Origin of the sequence: Lonsdalea britannica, assembly GCF_003515985.1 — a bacterium.
Lineage (GTDB): Bacteria > Pseudomonadota > Gammaproteobacteria > Enterobacterales > Enterobacteriaceae > Lonsdalea > Lonsdalea britannica.
Genome location: NZ_CP023009.1, coordinates 1,870,000 through 1,885,861 on the forward strand (window position 1 = coordinate 1,870,000; position 15,862 = coordinate 1,885,861).

The following is a 15,862-nucleotide window of genomic DNA, read 5'->3' on the forward strand; positions in this document are numbered from 1 at the left end:
TAGTGGCAATGTATTGGAATAACTGGGATAGCAATGATGCAGGACTTGCGTCTGATATTAATCGTTGTTGGCGCGATCGCTATTATAGCACTGCTGCTGCACGGCCTGTGGACCAGCCGTAAAGAGCGTTCGTCCCTTTTTCGCGATCGTCCTGTGAAGCGTTTGAAGCAGGATCCGGACGAAACGCCTTTCGAAACGCTGGATGAAGGCGTTGGCGAAGTACGGGTTAAGCCCGTGCGCCCTAAAAGTACGCCTCCTGCGGCTCGTCCGACAGCGAGCGTTCAAGGACGCGCGGTGGACGAGCCTCCATTGACGTCTCATGAGCCGGAATCAGCTTCAGGAAATTACGATCCGCTACTGGGCGAAACGAACTCTGCTGAGCCGTCGCGGATTGATGTGGCCGAGCGTGAGCTGGCGGCAGACTCGCATTCCGATTCGGAAACGGTGGCAGAGCGTGAAGCCAAAATGGCCAGCCTGCAGGAAGAGCAAGAAGAATCAGCTCCTGCCAATGACGAGCCAGCGGCTAAAGAAGCGGTTCTGGTGGTTCATGTCGCGGCCCATCAGGGCGGCGTTATCGGCGGCGAATTGCTGTTGCAAAGCGTTCTTCAGTCGGGTTTCCAGTTTGGCGAGATGAATATTTTCCATCGCCACGTGAATCCAGCTGGCGGCGGACCGGTGCTGTTCAGCCTGGCCAATATGGTGAAACCCGGCTCTTTCAATCCTGACGACATGTCTGAGTTTTCGACGCCGGGCGTGTCCATCTTTATGATGGTGCCGTCATATGGTGATGCCAATCAGAACTTCAAACTGATGCTGCAATCAGCGCAGCGTATCGCGGACGATGTTGGTGGCGTGGTGCTGGACGATGAGCGTCGAATGATGACGCCGCAAAAGGTTGAAGTGTATAAGTCACGTATCCGCGAAGTGCTCAACTAACGGTTCAGCGTTGCCGTGTTGGCTAAAAAACACAGTTAAAAGCCTCCGCCTGCGGAGGCTTTTTCTTTGCGTCGGATCTGCCTGGGTCGCATGACAGCCAGTTGTTAGCAGGAAAACTAAACCGACTCTGGTTTCTTTCTCAAGCTTGGGGTGAGCAGCTATTCTTGACCTTGCGCGACCGGCGGCTCTGCTTTGGGTTCTACGGTCGATGCGGATTTGGCTTCCAGTTCGTCCAGTCGCTGTTCCAGTCGCGTCAGCTTTTCACGCGTGCGTAGCAGAACCTGTGTCTGGACATCAAATTCTTCCCGGTTGACGAGATCCAGACGGGATAGCTGCGACTGCAGAACCTGACGGATCTTTTTCTCCATATCCTCGCCAAGTTCCCGAATCCCTTTGGGCATGGATTCGTGCATCTGACGGGCGATTTGCTCTATCTTTTTAGGGTCAATCATGATGATTTTCCTGATGGGTTAGACGGAAAGAGTGCTGCTAATAGCTAAGTGTAATGCCTGCCAGGCATTGTATAAACCTAAACTGCGCCAGCGCAGCGGTTATTGCTCATGAGAGCCCTTATACCCGTTGCCCTGCAAAATCGTTAGCGTTATAGTAAACCCGCTTATTCTCAGGGCGGGGCGTAATTCCCCACCGGCGGTAAACCAGTCCATACAACGTATGAGGTTGGAAGCCCGCGAGCGCTCAGGCTGTCATATTTGGTTTGAGGTCAGCAGATCCGGTGAAATTCCGGGGCCGACGGTTAAAGTCCGGATGGGAGAGAGTAACGGTATCCGTCAGGCTGAGCCTGCCCGCGTTATTTTTTTAGCATTGATCGTATTTCCATGCCTTCGATGCCACTCCTCAAGTTAGCCCTGATTCTGGTAATCCATAGAAAATAGTGAGGGTTTTTTACCATGAATCAGACTTTGCTTTCTCAATACGGTACACCGACTGAACGCGTTGAACGTGCGCTTGAAGCGCTGCGTCAAGGGCGTGGCGTCATGGTGCTTGACGATGAAGATCGTGAAAATGAAGGCGACATGATTTTTTCCGCCGAACATATGACCGTCCAGCAGATGGCGCTGACCATTCGCCACGGCAGTGGGATTGTTTGCCTGTGCCTGACTGACGAGCGCAGACAAAAACTGGAATTGCCGATGATGGTTGAGCACAACTCCAGCCATTATCAAACGGCGTTTACGGTCACAATCGAAGCGGCTGAAGGCGTGACGACCGGCGTATCTGCCGCAGACCGCCTGACCACCGTGCGTGCCGCGACGGCCGACGATGCCCGCGCCAGCGATCTGAATCGCCCCGGTCACGTTTTCCCTTTGCGTGCTCAGCCTGGCGGCGTACTGGTTCGCGGTGGCCATACTGAAGCGACAGTCGATTTGATGACGCTGGCGGGTCTAAAGCCGTTTGGGGTGCTATGCGAGCTGACTAATGACGACGGTTCCATGGCGCGCGCGCCGGAGGTGATCGCCTTTGGTCAGCAGCACGATATGCCGGTTCTGACTATCGAAGATCTGGTGGCTTACCGCAAAGCGACCGAGCTGAAAGCCAGCTAATCGCGTCTGTGCTATGCCGGGGCGGGTCCCCGGCAGTGTCTTCAATGTGGTTTGCGACCGAGCAGCGTGGCGAAACGCAGTTTGATATGCTTCTCATCCGCACCCATTTTATGCAACTCCCCGAATCCCGATGCTATTTCACCATCTCCCATACTTCGTCATGGCGGCGTAGTTCTTCCTCTTTAAACGTCAATGAAAAGGGCTGAGGGCAGGAATAATCATCGGTCGACATCGTTGCGACAATCAGGTTTTATCCCCTGTCGACAGTATACTGCTGCATATTCCGAATAATGGCCGGAATGAGGTAACGATCGATAAGCATAAACACGACGGTCGACAAAATCATATCGCGGCATCATCAATGTCGGCGAGATTGATATCATGCTCACTGGCCCGAATATCGCCGAGATGTTCTTGCTCGAAGGTGGTCGGTTGCGTCTGACAATATGCCATTCCGGCGTTTGCGTGTCGCATTTCAATGCGTTCATAGTGATCTCAATTACATAGCGAATTCCCCATGACATCGGGGGGATACATTGAAAAATATAAAGTTGCATTTTGAATGCGTTAATTGATTGGGTTGTGAATAAGGCCGGAAGAAAGAGTGTCAAAACAAGGGAGAGGAAGGTGAGAGAAGGAAAGGAAGCAATAAGCGCTAAAAGATGAATAAGGGGAAGCAAGACGCTTCCCCCCGAAATGCCTGACCTGTCTCAGCGTCAGGATAAAGTACTATCAGCCGCAGCGATTACAGGCTTTAGCTTGAATCTGCTGGAAGAAATCGTTGCCCTTGTCATCCACCAAGATGAATGCCGGGAAATTCTCTACTTCGATCTTCCAAATCGCTTCCATACCCAGTTCTGGGTATTCGACGCAGGTCAGGCTTTTAATGCTGTTTTGCGCAAGGATTGCGGCAGGACCGCCAATGCTGCCGAGGTAGAAACCACCGTGTTTTTTACACGCGTCAGTGACCTGTTGGCTACGGTTGCCTTTGGCCAGCATGATCTTGCTGCCGCCGTGAGACTGCAGCAGGTCGACGTAGGAGTCCATACGACCCGCGGTGGTTGGCCCCAAAGAACCGGAGGCGTAGCCAGTCGGTGTTTTGGCCGGGCCTGCGTAGTAAATTGGATGGTCTTTAACGTACTGAGGCAGGCCTTCGCCGTTGTCGATACGTTCTTTCAGCTTAGCATGAGCAATATCACGTCCTACGATGATCGTACCGGTCAGAGACAGGCGCGTAGAGACCGGATACTGAGACAGTTCGGTGAGGATGTCATCCATCGGCCGGTTAAGGTCGATGCGGACCGCTTCGCCTTCGCCAGCCTGACGCAGATGTGCCGGGATGTATTTGCCTGGATTCTGCTCCAGCTGTTCCAGCCAAATACCGTCGCGGTTGATTTTGCCTTTGATGTTACGGTCTGCGGAGCAAGATACGCCCATACCGACCGGACATGATGCGCCGTGGCGCGGAAGACGAATCACGCGAATGTCATGCGCGAAGTATTTACCGCCGAATTGTGCGCCAAGACCCAGATTACGGGCTTCTTCCAACAATTCCTGCTCCAGCGCGGTGTCACGGAAAGCCTGACCGTGTTCGTTGCCTTCAGTCGGTAGTTCATCGTAGTAGTGCGTGGAGGCCAGCTTGACCGTTTTCAGGGTGGTTTCCGCTGAAGTGCCGCCGATGACGAAAGCAATGTGATACGGCGGGCAAGCTGCGGTGCCCAGCGTGCGCATTTTTTCTACCAGAAAGTTTTTCAGTTTTCCTGGGGCCAGTAGCGCTTTGGTTTCCTGATACAGGTAGGTTTTGTTGGCAGAGCCGCCGCCCTTGGTGACGAACAGGAACTTGTACTCTTCGCCTTCCGTGCTGTAGAGATCGATCTGCGCCGGCAGGTTAGTTCCGGTGTTAACCTCTTTATACATGTCCAACGGTGCGTTCTGGGAATAGCGCAGGTTGTCTTCGATAAAGGTGTTGTAAACGCCATGCGACAGCGCTTCCGCATCGTTGACACCGGTCCAGACGTTCTGGCCTTTCTTGCCGACAATGATTGCGGTTCCGGTATCCTGACAGGTCGGCAAAATGCCCTTGGCGGCGATTTCCGAGTTGCGCAGGAATTGCAGTGCGACATATTTGTCGTTTTCACTCGCTTCCGGATCGCTCAGGATATCGGCGACCTGCTGCTGGTGGTCGGGACGCAACATGAACGAAGCATCGTGGAAGGCTTGCTGTGCGAGCAGCGTCAGTCCTTCCGGCGCGATTTTCAGCATGTCCTGACCGTCGAACTGCGTGACGGAAACATAGTCCTTGGAAAGCAAACGATACTCGGTTTTATCTTTACCGAGGGGAAAAGGCTCTTGGTAATGAAAAGTTTTATTCGACATTGGTTTCTCACTTAAGGCCGTATAGTTTATGAATTCATTCAGTTTTATCGCCCTGGCGGCGTGTTTTGCGCAGTCTTTATCATTAGAGCGGTGCGTTTCGTGCTGCGACAAAAGTAATAGACGCTACAATGTTATGGTTTTATTTCCACGAGTGCTACGTATGCGGGGCACATTATTATTAATCTCCGTCATGTTTTCATGGAAAATAGCGATAGGCTTGTTTCATTCGGCGAGAATTCAGTCGGATGTACTCTGAAAAATAATATTTAAGTTAATTAATTTGTTTAATTTAAATAAATAAAATCAAGCGAGAACATGCGCCAGAAAATAAAAATACGCATTATAGCCCTGCATTTTCATTATTACTTATCCCCTAACATCTTCTTTTTTCTTCTATAAAATGATCGTAGTGGCGTGCATCCGGCATTGAAAACACGTGTGCTGCGCTAACGTCTACGCTTCATTTCAAGCCTGATTCTATTAGTCCTCGGGAGGTCGGGCAGAGCCACGCTGTACTCACAGAGGAATACGCATGAACTTCGATCTGTTTGCTGATGAACAACCTGAGCGCCGTACGGAGAAACTGGCGCCGGGAGCCGTGGTGCTGCGCGGTTATGTCTGGGACGAAGCCCGCACGTTATTAGACGGTATCCAGCAGGTGAGCGATTCCGCGCCTTTCAGACACCTGATCACCCCGGGCGGCTACAGCATGTCTGTGGCGATGAGCAATTGCGGTCCCTTAGGATGGGTGAGCGATGATCGAGGTTATCGTTACGATGCGTACGATCCGCTTTCTGGCCACCCTTGGCCCGATATGCCGCCTCTCTTTTATCCGTTAGCGACGGCCGCTGCCGAAGAGGCGGGTTTCCCGGGATTTCAACCCGATGCGTGTCTGATCAATCGATACTCATTGGGCGCGCGTTTATCGCTTCATCAGGATAAGGACGAGCGCGATCTTGAGCAGCCTATCGTCTCGTTTTCATTGGGGTTGAATGCCGTTTTTCTGTTTGGGGGACGAGAGCGTAGCGATCCCTGCCAGCGAGTTCTACTTTCTCATGGCGATGCGGTGGTCTGGGGTGGGGAGTCACGGTTATTTTACCACGCGATTCAGCCGCTGAAGCCGGGGCCATTACCCAGTGACATGCCGGGAGAATATCGGTTTAACCTGACGTTTCGCAGAGTTCGCTGAACGGAGGGCGAATACATGTTGGGATAGTTTTAAACGATCATCGGGCGTCAAATGCGCCCGATGGAGAACGATCAGGTACGCCCCAGTCGCATCAGTTCTTCCGGTGCAAAAAAGCCATTTACGCCCTGTAGTTCAACGCATTTGGCCTGACGGACGTCTTCACGTTTTAAGTTCTCCGCATGGATTGCGGCGATGGTACCGACCGTGCGGGAGCCATCTTGCATGACTCGGCAACCGGTGCTGAGCGGGTTTCTGTATCGATCATATGCGGTGTACATTTTTTGCCTCCTTTTGATGACAGACAACGCAACTGATCCTACTGCTAGGTATGGGGATAGACCATGATATTAGTATGGTTATGATTAATTGCTCTATTAATCCAAGGGTTTGTGACGGGACGCGTTAAAAACGGCAGAACGAACGCACATGAGTGGCGTTTGTTCTGTCGGTCATCAGGAGTTCGCGTTTTTAGGCAGCCGTTTGAAGCTGAAGATCAATTGAATTGCGTTAATGACAATCAGTAGCGATGTCACCAAAAAGACCCAGCGGTATCCCAAGGTGGCCGAAATGCCGGAGCCGAGCAGGGGGCCGACGACATTCCCCAGATACATACAGGACTGGTTGTAGCCAAAAATGCGTCCGGTGACCTGCTGGCTGCTGTATTTCACCAGCAGCGCCTGCACTGCGGGCAATAGCGCACCATCGGCAAAGCCCAGGATAAAGCGCAGGATCCCCAACTGGGTTGCGCTTTGAATGGTCGACATCAGGAAAAACAGCAGTGCACTGAACAACAGCGCGACGATAAGGATGCGCTGAGAACCGATGCGGTCACCCAGCTTGCCCAGTCGGGGCGCAGACATTAACGCCGATACCCCTGGAACGGCGGCAATGACCCCGCTGATAAAGGCGATATTCTCAATGTTGGGCGACAGCTCACGGATGAACAGCGTCAGTATCGGGCTAATCGAACCATTGGCCATCTGTATCATCATGGTGGTGATACAAAGGCTGACAATCAGCATCGGATAGGGCAGAGACGCGAAGACCGCCTTGCCGGACAGTCGGTCGGCTTTGCTGACTTTGACGAAATTCTCTTTAATGGCGAACAGCGTAATCAGGAAAGAGATAAATAGCAGGCCGGACGTCACGAAAAATACCGTTCGCAACCCCAAGTGGTCCGCCATGAATCCCCCCAGCATTGGTCCTATCAGCACGCCGGAGACTTGTCCGGTCGACAGTGTCCCCAAAGCCCAACCGCTTCGGGCACGAGGAACCTGAGAGGCGATCAACGCCATCGCGTTAGGGATATAGCCGGAAGTGAGCCCCATCAAGGCGCGAAGCAGGAACAGATGCCAGACGCTGGTCGCCATCCCTTGCAGCCCCATGACGATCGACATGCCGAGGGCGGCGCGCAGTAGCATCAGCCTGCGCCCTTTGCGGTCGGCCAGACTGCCCCACAGGGGGGCGACGATGGCGGAAATCATGAAGGAAGAGCTGAAAATCAGCCCAGACCACAGATTCAGAGACGCATGATCGTGAACGCCGAGTTGCTCGATATACAGCGGCAAAAACGGCAGGATCTGGCTCATGGCCATGCCGGTAAAAAAGCACCCTACCCAAGCGGAGAAGAGGTTAAGTTTCCATTTTTCCATAAGGTCAGGACATGAAGTTACTTAGACTGTGAATAGTCAGTATGGCTGTTTTACCCACAACGTGAAATGGTTTTTGTATATCAAAGAATAACAGGCAGGAGGAAGGAAGCACGAACCAGGAGGAAGCGAATAGGAAATGATGACGCCGCCTCTCCGGTCAGGATAGGCGGCGAGGAGCCTCACTGACGGACCAATCGGCCTACCGTATGGCTATCTTCGAAGTTACTGCGGAATGGGTTGATATCCAGACCGCCGCGTCGCGTATAGCGCGCGAAAACCGTCAACTTCTGCGGCTGGCAGTAGCGCTGAATATCATTAAAGATACGCTCGACACATTGCTCATGGAACTCATTGTGCTGGCGGAACGAGATCAGATAGCGCAGCAGGCATTCCGGATCGATTTTTTTTCCTTCATATTTTATCACTACGCTGCCCCAGTCCGGTTGGTAGGTCACCAGACAGTTGGATTTGAGCAGGTTGGAGCTCAGCGTTTCGCTCACCGTCGGCGCATTTTCGGCAACGGCGTATTTCAGATAATCCGGGTTGAATGAATAGTCGTTCACTTCGATATCCAGATCGTCAATGACGGTGCCCGGAAGACCGTCGATTTGCGCCGGATAGCCAGTCAGCCCAGGATAAATATTGACTTTAACTTGGCCTTGCGCGGCGGCGGAAAGATCGGTCACCAGCGTGGACAACAGCGTTTCGATATCGCGCATGCGCGTCTGGTTAAAGCTGTTGAGGTACAGCTTGAACGACTTGGATTCGATCAGGTTTACCGAAGAGGCGGGAACGTGGAATTCGGCAACGCCAACCATCGGTTTGCCTTTCTTGTTGAGCCACGACAGCTCAAAGGCCGTCCAGAGGTCATAGCCCGTGAAAGGCAGCTCGGCGTCGGTCAGGCCGACCAGCTCCCGCCCATTGGCACGAGGCAGCGCTTCCAACAGTTCCGGATCGTATTGATCGGGATAGCTGGAGCGAACGCCAAGATGGGTAATTTTATCTTTTTCCATGATATGCATAAGATCATTTCCTTGCCGGAGCGGCGTTGATATAGCTTCTGAACAGTTTCCGCGTGCCGTAAATCGGGCCGACGCCCAGCACTGCATAAACAACTTTAATCATGAATTGAGACAGGATCATGGTTTTGATCACGTCAAAACTCAGCACATTATAGAATGCCACGGTGCAGAAAATAACGCTGTCCACCGCTGATGCGGTAATTGTACTGGTGATGACGCGAATGAACAGATAGCGCGACTTCGTCATGATTTTGATTTTGTACAGAACGTAGGCGTTAACGTTTTCAGAAACCAGATAGGCGAGCGAAGACGCCACCAGCACCGCCATGATGCTGTGCACGATACCGTTGTAAGTATGATCGTATTCCCACTGCGGCAGCCCCGGGATCAGGCTGGTCACCCACAAGCCGAGAACGAACGCGAGGTTGGCGAAAAAAGTGATGAGGATCGTTCGCCTCGCCAACTTCAGCCCATAAAATTCGTTAAGGATATCCACGAGAATAAACGTAATGGGATAGACGAAAACGGCGGGCGGCACCACCATGTTGAGTGCGGGCACGAAGACCGGCTTCACCCCGGCAATGGTCGAGAAAATATAAATAACGCTCAGCGCGATGCTGATCAGCAGATAGGCGTGCCATGAGCGATCGTTGCGGTCGCTGATGTCGTAAACGGTCGTGATGTCTTTGCTGTTGTAGAGCTTTTTATATAAAGCATTGAGCTCATGACGGCTGAAATCATCTGAGATTTCGTTGTCCACGAGCTCTTTTAAATCCATGCTGATGGTTTTGCCTGTGGCCAGCACCATGATATTGGCTGACAATTCGCCGCTATGGTTAAATCCCAGTAGTTTAAACTTTCTGTTGGATTCCATTTACAGTCTTTCCTCTATGATATAGCCCAGCAGTTCTATATGGCTGGATCTTTTCCTTTCAAAGGATATGTTTCCCTCTGGTGGCTGAATAATAAAACCTTCTGCCTGCGAATAGCACAATGAGGGGGTATTAACTACCAGGGCCGGCGGACGCTTGATAATAATGACATCGTTCGGTGAGAATTGGTCATTGATAGCGGATTCAATCCTGACCGCTAACATATTTGACTCTTCGCCAAAGAAATAAGTGAGCGGATATTGAATCGCCAGTTGACCTATTTTCTTATCTTGTGATGCTAATAAATCAGATTGAGGAATAATAGGAATCGCAGCCGGATTTTTATTACCCTCGTAGGAAATGGTATTATTAAGCTGTTCGATCTTTTCCAGATCGTAATCTTCTATTTCTTCACACGACAGGCCGAAAAAATCGGAAATACGATTCACGGTAGATTGCTGTACGTTGTTCACGCGCCCATCGAGAATTTTGTAGATAGTCGTGCGGGTCACACCGGTACGGTTTGAAAATGAGGCTTTGGTTTCCCCGCGAGTCCGCATCAAATATTCAATATTCTTGATGATGTTGGTTTTACGTTGAGCATTCGTTGTTTTCATAGACATCCTTTACGCAATAACACCTCTTACCCGTTTATCTTACGCTAAAACAGCATTTGTCCGCATCCAGAGGGGCGTAATTTCTTGTCGAATTCAGCGGTTAAATCATCATACAAAAGCCTTAATCGACACACTCTCCCTGTCATTATTTTTGGTTTGTTGAAAAGTGAACACTAAAGCTCGTTTTACGTCAACTTATCTGTTGACTAAACGTTTTTTGCTGCGTTAATGTTTAAAAAGCTCAGATAGATACTCACGATGCATAATGCTGTTATGTATTTATGATAGTCATTATTGATTAAATAACTATTGCCGTGATTTCTTTATTCGAGACAGAGTCATTCTAATTCCAACACCAGGGAACTTAGGTAGGAATGAATGAAGGAAATATCATTCAAGATCCATTGACCCGATATCATTAGCCATGCCAATCATATTGCCGCGTTGCCGTAAACATCTGGCGGCGCGGCAACATGATTGTTCGTCGCTCAACGCTTATCCTTTCCTCCCTCGTCTTCTCTCTGTTAGCCTTAATTCTGCGAAGTCCAGGGTGGATGCCAGTGGTGCGCCGCTCTATCGTGATTCGCCGGTCACCCAAGAGGCGCACATTCGTTCACAAGGAAGTAACACCGAAACGCGAATTTTCGCTATCATGCTTCCTTTCTACCTGCGACTGATGAGTACTATGGAACGTTTTCTTGAGAATACGATGTACGCCGCCCGGTGGCTGTTGGCTCCGGTTTATCTTGGTTTATCGCTGGGACTGCTGGCGCTGACCATCAAGTTTTTTCAGGAGATCTGGCATGTTCTGCCCAACATTTTTTCCGTGGCGGAATCTGATCTGGTCCTGACGCTACTGTCGCTGGTGGATATGACACTGGTGGGTGGTTTACTGGTCATGGTGATGTTTTCAGGCTATGAAAACTTCGTCTCGGCCCTCGATATTGACGAGGGCAAAGAGAAACTGAACTGGCTCGGCAAGATGGACTCCGGTTCACTGAAAAACAAAGTGGCGGCCTCTATCGTCGCAATCTCTTCTATCCATTTACTGCGCGTGTTTATGGATGCCCGCAATGTCGCCGACAACAAGCTGATGTGGTACGTAATTATCCATCTGACTTTTGTGCTGTCCGCATTCGTGATGGGCTATTTGGACCAGCTGTCGCGCCGGGACAAAGACCACTAACCCCTGGCGCGCCAACGTTTGACCGTCACGCAAGCCCTCGTCCACAGGGTCAGGCGCGTTCGCCGCGGCGGACCGCCTCTGTGGCGCGCGAGTCCTCTCCAGGTCATTTTGAGCGTTTTGTCACAACTCTATATTGTTACCGGTAACATGTTACCGGTAACGGTGCTACGATTATTGACATAACCGTTTTTATTCGATGGGTGGAGAGGAAGTATGGCGGGTCAAAGCTTTATTCTGATGGGCGTGTCCAGTACGGGGAAATCATCAGTCGGCGAAGCGCTGGCGAAGGCTATCGGCGCCAAGTTTATCGACGGCGATGATTTGCACCCGCGCAATAATATCCTGAAAATGGCGGGGGGAGACCCGCTAAATGATGATGATCGCGCCCCGTGGCTGGAGCGTATCCGCGATGCGGCCTTCAGCCTTGAACGAAAAAATGAAACCGGCGTTATCGTCTGTTCGGCCCTGAAAAAGAAATATCGTGATCAAATCCGCTCGGGTAACGAGCATGTCACCTTTATCCATCTTTCCGGCTCCTTCGAACTGGTTCTGGCTCGCATGATGGCCCGCGAAGGCCATTTTATGCCTGCGGCGCTCTTAAAGAGCCAGTTCGATACTTTGGAAGTACCGGGGAACAACGAACCCGATGTGATCACGGTCAGTATAGATGGCAGTTTTGATGACGTAGTGAAGCGCTGCGTCATGGCGGTACGTGGGAGAGCGTGCCGTGCTTAAACGGAGGAATGAATGAATAACAATAAAGTTATTGAGCAAGTCACACGTCGTATTTTGGAGCGCAGCGAGGCGTCTCGCCGCCGCTATCTGGCGAAAACGGAAGCTCAGGCGGCGCAAGGTAAAACCCGTAGCCACCTGTCCTGCGGCAATCTTGCGCATACGGTCGCCGCTTGCCCCACCAGCCAGAAAGGCGCGATTCTGGATTTTACCCGCGTCAATGTCGGCATCATCACCGCCTATAACGACATGTTGAGCGCCCATCAGCCATACGGCACCTATCCCGACAAGATGAAGAAAACGCTGGCTGAAATGGGCCACAGCGCGCAAATCGCCGGCGGTGTTCCAGCGATGTGTGATGGTGTGACGCAGGGACAGGATGGTATGGATCTGTCACTGTTCTCGCGCGATCTGATCGCTCAGGCGACGGCCGTTTCGCTGAGCCACAACACCTTTGATGCGACGCTGCTGTTAGGCATCTGCGACAAAATCGCGCCCGGCCAGCTGATCGGCGCGCTGTCGTTTGGCCATTTGCCTTCGGCTTTCGTCCCATCCGGTCCGATGTCCGCGGGCATCAGCAACGATGAGAAAGTGAAAGTACGCCAGCAGTACGCCGCGGGTGAAGTCGGTAAGGCCGCGTTGCAGGACATGGAGTGCAACGCATATCACTCGCCGGGCACCTGCACGTTCTACGGCACGGCCAACACGAACCAGCTGGTGTTTGAAGCGATGGGGCTGATGTTGCCCGGTTCTTCTTTTGTCGCGCCGAACGATCCGCTGCGAGCGGCCCTGACGGATAAAATTACCGCGCATATCGTCACTCAGGCCGACAACGGTACTCAATACCGACCGCTGTCGCGCGTCGTGGACGAAAAATCCATTGTTAACGGATTGGTCGCTCTGCTGGCTTCCGGCGGAAGTACCAACCACTCCATCCATCTGGTGGCGGTGGCCGCGGCGGCCGGTTACATCCTGACCTGGGATGACATCGAAGAACTGTCTCAGGTCGTGCCGCTGCTGGCGAAGATGTACCCGAACGGTCCGGCTGATATCAATGAATTCCAGCAGGCGGGCGGCGTCCCAACGCTGATGAAAGCGCTGGCGGAGCGCGGTCTGCTGAATATGGACGCCACGCCGGTCTATGGCCATATGGAAGACTACCTTTCAACGCCGCGATTGCAGAATGGCGAAGTGGTTTTCGAACCTGCGGCAGACTCCTCCAACCCCAACGTCATTTCCCTGCCTGGCACTCACTTCAGCGCACAGGGCGGCCTGAAAGTCTTGGATGGCAACCTGGGGCGTGGCGTCATCAAAGTCAGCGCCGTTGCGCCGGAATATCGCTTCATCGAGGCCCCGGCCCGTGTCTTTGAATCTCAGCACGATGTGGAAAAGGCTTACCACGCCGGCGAGTTTACGCAAGACGTCGTGATTGTCGTGCGCCATAACGGTCCTGCCGCTAATGGTATGCCGGAGCTGCATAAGCTGATGCCGGTGATGGGCAACCTGATGAAGTCTGGACTGCGTGTTGCGCTGGTGACGGACGGTCGTCTGTCCGGCGCATCCGGTAAAGTGCCTGCGGTGATCCATCTTTCGCCGGAGGCCCAACGTGGCGGCCCGCTGTGCCGAATCAGCAATGGCGACGTTATTCGGGTCGATGCGGAGGCGGGGCGTATCGACGTTCAGGCCGATCTGTCCGCGCGCTCGGAAACGCATCCGGAGCTGGCGCCTGAGCATCTGGGGTCTGGCCGCGAGCTGTTCTCGGTGTTCCGTCAGGTGGTATCCAGCGCCGAGCAGGGTGCCTCTATCTTCAGCTTCTAACGCCTTAGCTGCGTAAGGCGGGATACGGTCGCTCTGGCCGGATGACGGTGGCCGATCGGGTCCTTGTGTCATCCGGCCTTTTTTGTGCGTATTTCCTGGGAATTGCTATATTTTTTGCAGGCTTCCTAAGGAATTTATGATGAAAAAATCAATTATTTTGGCATTGGTCGGCGGCGCGGCGTTAACCGCCTGCCACTCCAACGATCCCGCTGAGTTCATGGTGCCCGGCAATGAGCAGATGGAAGTGTCGAAACAGATGTATGTCTGTGACGACGGTTCAAAACTGGGGGTGATGTATTACAGTAACGAGCCCAATCATGCGGCGCTGGTTAATATCCCGGATAAAGGCAAAATCTTGATGGTTAACGTGCCTGCGGCCAGCGGAGCCCGCTATGTCGGCAACGTCTACGAATGGTGGACCAAGGGCGATAACGGGACATTGAAACAGGTCATCGAAGATAAAAACATCGAGTGTCATAAATAAGGCGAGACCTCGGTGATGAGGTCACGTCATCGTCGGACCACGCTGTCCGCCATACTGTGCCGTTTCCTATCGCGACCGGCCCGGTCGTGATGGCCACGCGGTTTTCGAACGGGTCACCGCCGCGAGAACGGCACGCCTGACCGCCCCCGTCTTGACATGCCTTTTTTGCCTCTGACGTGATTTCTTGCGGCGATCGGCCTATGATCCCGTCGGGAAAATTCAGGCGGAGGCTGATAAGGATGTCAGGAAAACAGCGGGTGATGTGCGGTATCGCCGCCATTTTGTTTATTGCAGTGATCGCGACGATCGTGAGTTATTGGTCCGATTTCCTTTCCGCGATGTTGGCGATACAGATCTCTCTTCATCGCTATCTGGTGGGATATCTACTGCAGCTTGGGAACCAACACGTGGGCTATGGCGTATTGTTGCTGGCCGCCAGCTTCACCTACGGCGTACTGCATGCGGTCGGCCCCGGCCATGGCAAATTCATCATCACCACCTACCTCAGCGTCTCTCATGAAAACGCCTCTTCCGCCAGAACCATTGCCTTTCTTGGCGCGATGACGCAGGGCCTCGTGGCTATCTTTTTCGTGTATTTGTTGGTGATTTTCCTGAACGTGTCGATGGGCGACCTCAGCCTAAGCCGCTGGTATATGGAAAAAATCAGCGCGCTGTACATAGGGGTGATTGCGGTTTTGATGGTCGTAAAAGCCGTACGCGGAAGGCGAATTCGTCCGACCATCCATCGTTGTACGCCTGTGCCCTCGGGGGAGTCGTCCGTGCTGGCGCGGCCTCATGCGCGCCTGTCTGCCGAGCCTGCGGCCTGCTGCGGACATCATGCCGTTAACTCGACGGCGGTGCCGCGTGACCTGCCGTCGGCGCTGGCCATGATTGCAGCCATCGGCATTCGGCCCTGCACCGGCGCGATAATGATTCTGGCGTTTGCCAATGCGGTCGGCTGCTTCAACTGGGGCGTGGGCGCCGTGATGGCGATGGCCCTGGGAACGGCGTTGGCGATTTGCGCGCTGGCGACGTGGGTCATTCGTTCGCGCGATCGGGCATCGTCCTTGTATCAGCGCGCGCGCCATCCGTTGTTTGCCAAGCTGCGGCCCGGGCTGCTGGCGGCCTCGGGCATGCTACTGTTCCTGTTTGCGATCCTGCTGTTCTCCTCCACCTTGCCAGCGAACGCTGTCGGCGACGCGCTTAACAACGGTTGCTGAGCGTACGCTCCCTCGAAAGGGGGAGATGAAACGGGGGCGGACGTCTTCGAGGTTGTCACCCCTTTGCCAGCATGTTTTCATTAGACGTCAACGGCAAGCGTGCTCTATTCCTTTTGGAAATTAGGCAATGCCAGTGACGGGCGCTCCTCTGCCGCTTTTCGCGGGGTGAAGAGCCGACTTACTCTCAGGTTATTCC

At 52.9% G+C, this 15,862-nt stretch carries 15 protein-coding genes, 1 pseudogene and 1 riboswitch; of the genes and pseudogenes, 8 read left to right on the top strand and 8 right to left on the bottom strand.

Annotated elements, in window-relative coordinates:
* Positions 1 to 33: 33 nt before the first annotated feature.
* Complete coding sequence (zipA, locus tag CKQ53_RS08685; RefSeq protein ID WP_176223453.1) at positions 34 to 936, top strand: cell division protein ZipA; 903 nt, start codon at positions 34 to 36, stop codon at positions 934 to 936.
* Positions 937 to 1,094: 158 nt separating this feature from the next.
* On the opposite strand, the gene ubiK is transcribed toward zipA, so the two are convergent.
* Positions 1,095 to 1,388 (bottom strand): ubiquinone biosynthesis accessory factor UbiK, encoded by a 294-nt coding sequence (gene ubiK, locus CKQ53_RS08690; protein WP_085652239.1) that lies wholly within the window; start codon positions 1,386 to 1,388, stop codon positions 1,095 to 1,097.
* Positions 1,389 to 1,550: 162 nt separating this feature from the next.
* Positions 1,551 to 1,717, top strand: a riboswitch (FMN riboswitch).
* Between the two features lie 127 nt (positions 1,718 to 1,844).
* Between ubiK and ribB the strand changes: the two genes are divergently transcribed.
* Entirely contained in the window at positions 1,845 to 2,498 is a 654-nt protein-coding gene (gene ribB, locus CKQ53_RS08695) for a 3,4-dihydroxy-2-butanone-4-phosphate synthase (RefSeq protein WP_085652238.1), read from the top strand.
* A 133-nt stretch (positions 2,499 to 2,631) separates the two neighbouring features.
* Here the strand turns inward: ribB and CKQ53_RS18715 are convergent.
* Together CKQ53_RS18715 and fumA are read right to left on the bottom strand one after the other, a co-directional pair.
* A pseudogene (locus CKQ53_RS18715) lies at positions 2,632 to 2,844 on the bottom strand (hypothetical protein).
* A 386-nt stretch (positions 2,845 to 3,230) separates the two neighbouring features.
* Positions 3,231 to 4,874 (bottom strand): class I fumarate hydratase FumA, encoded by a 1,644-nt coding sequence (gene fumA / locus CKQ53_RS08705; protein WP_094117805.1) that lies wholly within the window; start codon positions 4,872 to 4,874, stop codon positions 3,231 to 3,233.
* A 532-nt stretch (positions 4,875 to 5,406) separates the two neighbouring features.
* On the opposite strand from fumA, the gene alkB reads away from it, so the two are divergent.
* Positions 5,407 to 6,063 carry a DNA oxidative demethylase AlkB gene (gene alkB / locus CKQ53_RS08710; RefSeq protein ID WP_094117804.1) on the top strand — a complete coding sequence of 219 codons (657 nt, stop codon included), beginning with the start codon at positions 5,407 to 5,409 and terminating at the stop codon, positions 6,061 to 6,063.
* Positions 6,064 to 6,134: 71 nt separating this feature from the next.
* On the opposite strand, the gene ydfZ is transcribed toward alkB, so the two are convergent.
* The 5 genes from ydfZ to CKQ53_RS08735 form a co-directional block, all read right to left on the bottom strand.
* Positions 6,135 to 6,341: a putative selenium delivery protein YdfZ gene (gene ydfZ, locus CKQ53_RS08715; RefSeq protein WP_085652234.1), complete on the bottom strand. Its 207-nt coding sequence runs from the start codon at positions 6,339 to 6,341 to the stop codon at positions 6,135 to 6,137.
* Between the two features lie 174 nt (positions 6,342 to 6,515).
* On the bottom strand, positions 6,516 to 7,715 hold the full coding sequence (locus CKQ53_RS08720; RefSeq protein WP_085652233.1) for a multidrug efflux MFS transporter: 1,200 nt from the start codon (positions 7,713 to 7,715) through the stop codon (positions 6,516 to 6,518).
* A gap of 179 nt (positions 7,716 to 7,894) precedes the next feature.
* Complete coding sequence (gene queF / locus CKQ53_RS08725) at positions 7,895 to 8,737, bottom strand: NADPH-dependent 7-cyano-7-deazaguanine reductase QueF (protein ID WP_094117803.1); 843 nt, start codon at positions 8,735 to 8,737, stop codon at positions 7,895 to 7,897.
* A 4-nt stretch (positions 8,738 to 8,741) separates the two neighbouring features.
* Positions 8,742 to 9,611: a queuosine precursor transporter gene (locus tag CKQ53_RS08730; RefSeq protein ID WP_085652231.1), complete on the bottom strand. Its 870-nt coding sequence runs from the start codon at positions 9,609 to 9,611 to the stop codon at positions 8,742 to 8,744.
* On the bottom strand, positions 9,612 to 10,226 hold the full coding sequence (locus tag CKQ53_RS08735) for a helix-turn-helix domain-containing protein (RefSeq protein ID WP_085652230.1): 615 nt from the start codon (positions 10,224 to 10,226) through the stop codon (positions 9,612 to 9,614).
* Between the two features lie 685 nt (positions 10,227 to 10,911).
* Between CKQ53_RS08735 and CKQ53_RS08740 the strand changes: the two genes are divergently transcribed.
* From CKQ53_RS08740 to CKQ53_RS08760, 5 genes are all read left to right on the top strand, one after another.
* Positions 10,912 to 11,412: a TIGR00645 family protein gene (locus CKQ53_RS08740; protein WP_085652267.1), complete on the top strand. Its 501-nt coding sequence runs from the start codon at positions 10,912 to 10,914 to the stop codon at positions 11,410 to 11,412.
* A 213-nt stretch (positions 11,413 to 11,625) separates the two neighbouring features.
* A complete protein-coding gene (locus CKQ53_RS08745; protein ID WP_085652229.1) occupies positions 11,626 to 12,147 on the top strand; it encodes a gluconokinase in 522 nt (173 codons plus the stop codon).
* A gap of 12 nt (positions 12,148 to 12,159) precedes the next feature.
* Positions 12,160 to 13,962: a phosphogluconate dehydratase gene (edd, locus tag CKQ53_RS08750; protein WP_085652228.1), complete on the top strand. Its 1,803-nt coding sequence runs from the start codon at positions 12,160 to 12,162 to the stop codon at positions 13,960 to 13,962.
* Positions 13,963 to 14,098: 136 nt separating this feature from the next.
* The gene (locus CKQ53_RS08755; RefSeq protein WP_085652227.1) at positions 14,099 to 14,446 is read left to right on the top strand and encodes an MliC family protein; all 348 of its coding nucleotides are present in this window, start codon (positions 14,099 to 14,101) and stop codon (positions 14,444 to 14,446) included.
* A 239-nt stretch (positions 14,447 to 14,685) separates the two neighbouring features.
* Positions 14,686 to 15,666, top strand: a complete 981-nt coding sequence (locus tag CKQ53_RS08760; protein WP_162896336.1) for a nickel/cobalt transporter — start codon at positions 14,686 to 14,688, stop codon at positions 15,664 to 15,666.
* Positions 15,667 to 15,862: the final 196 nt, after the last annotated feature.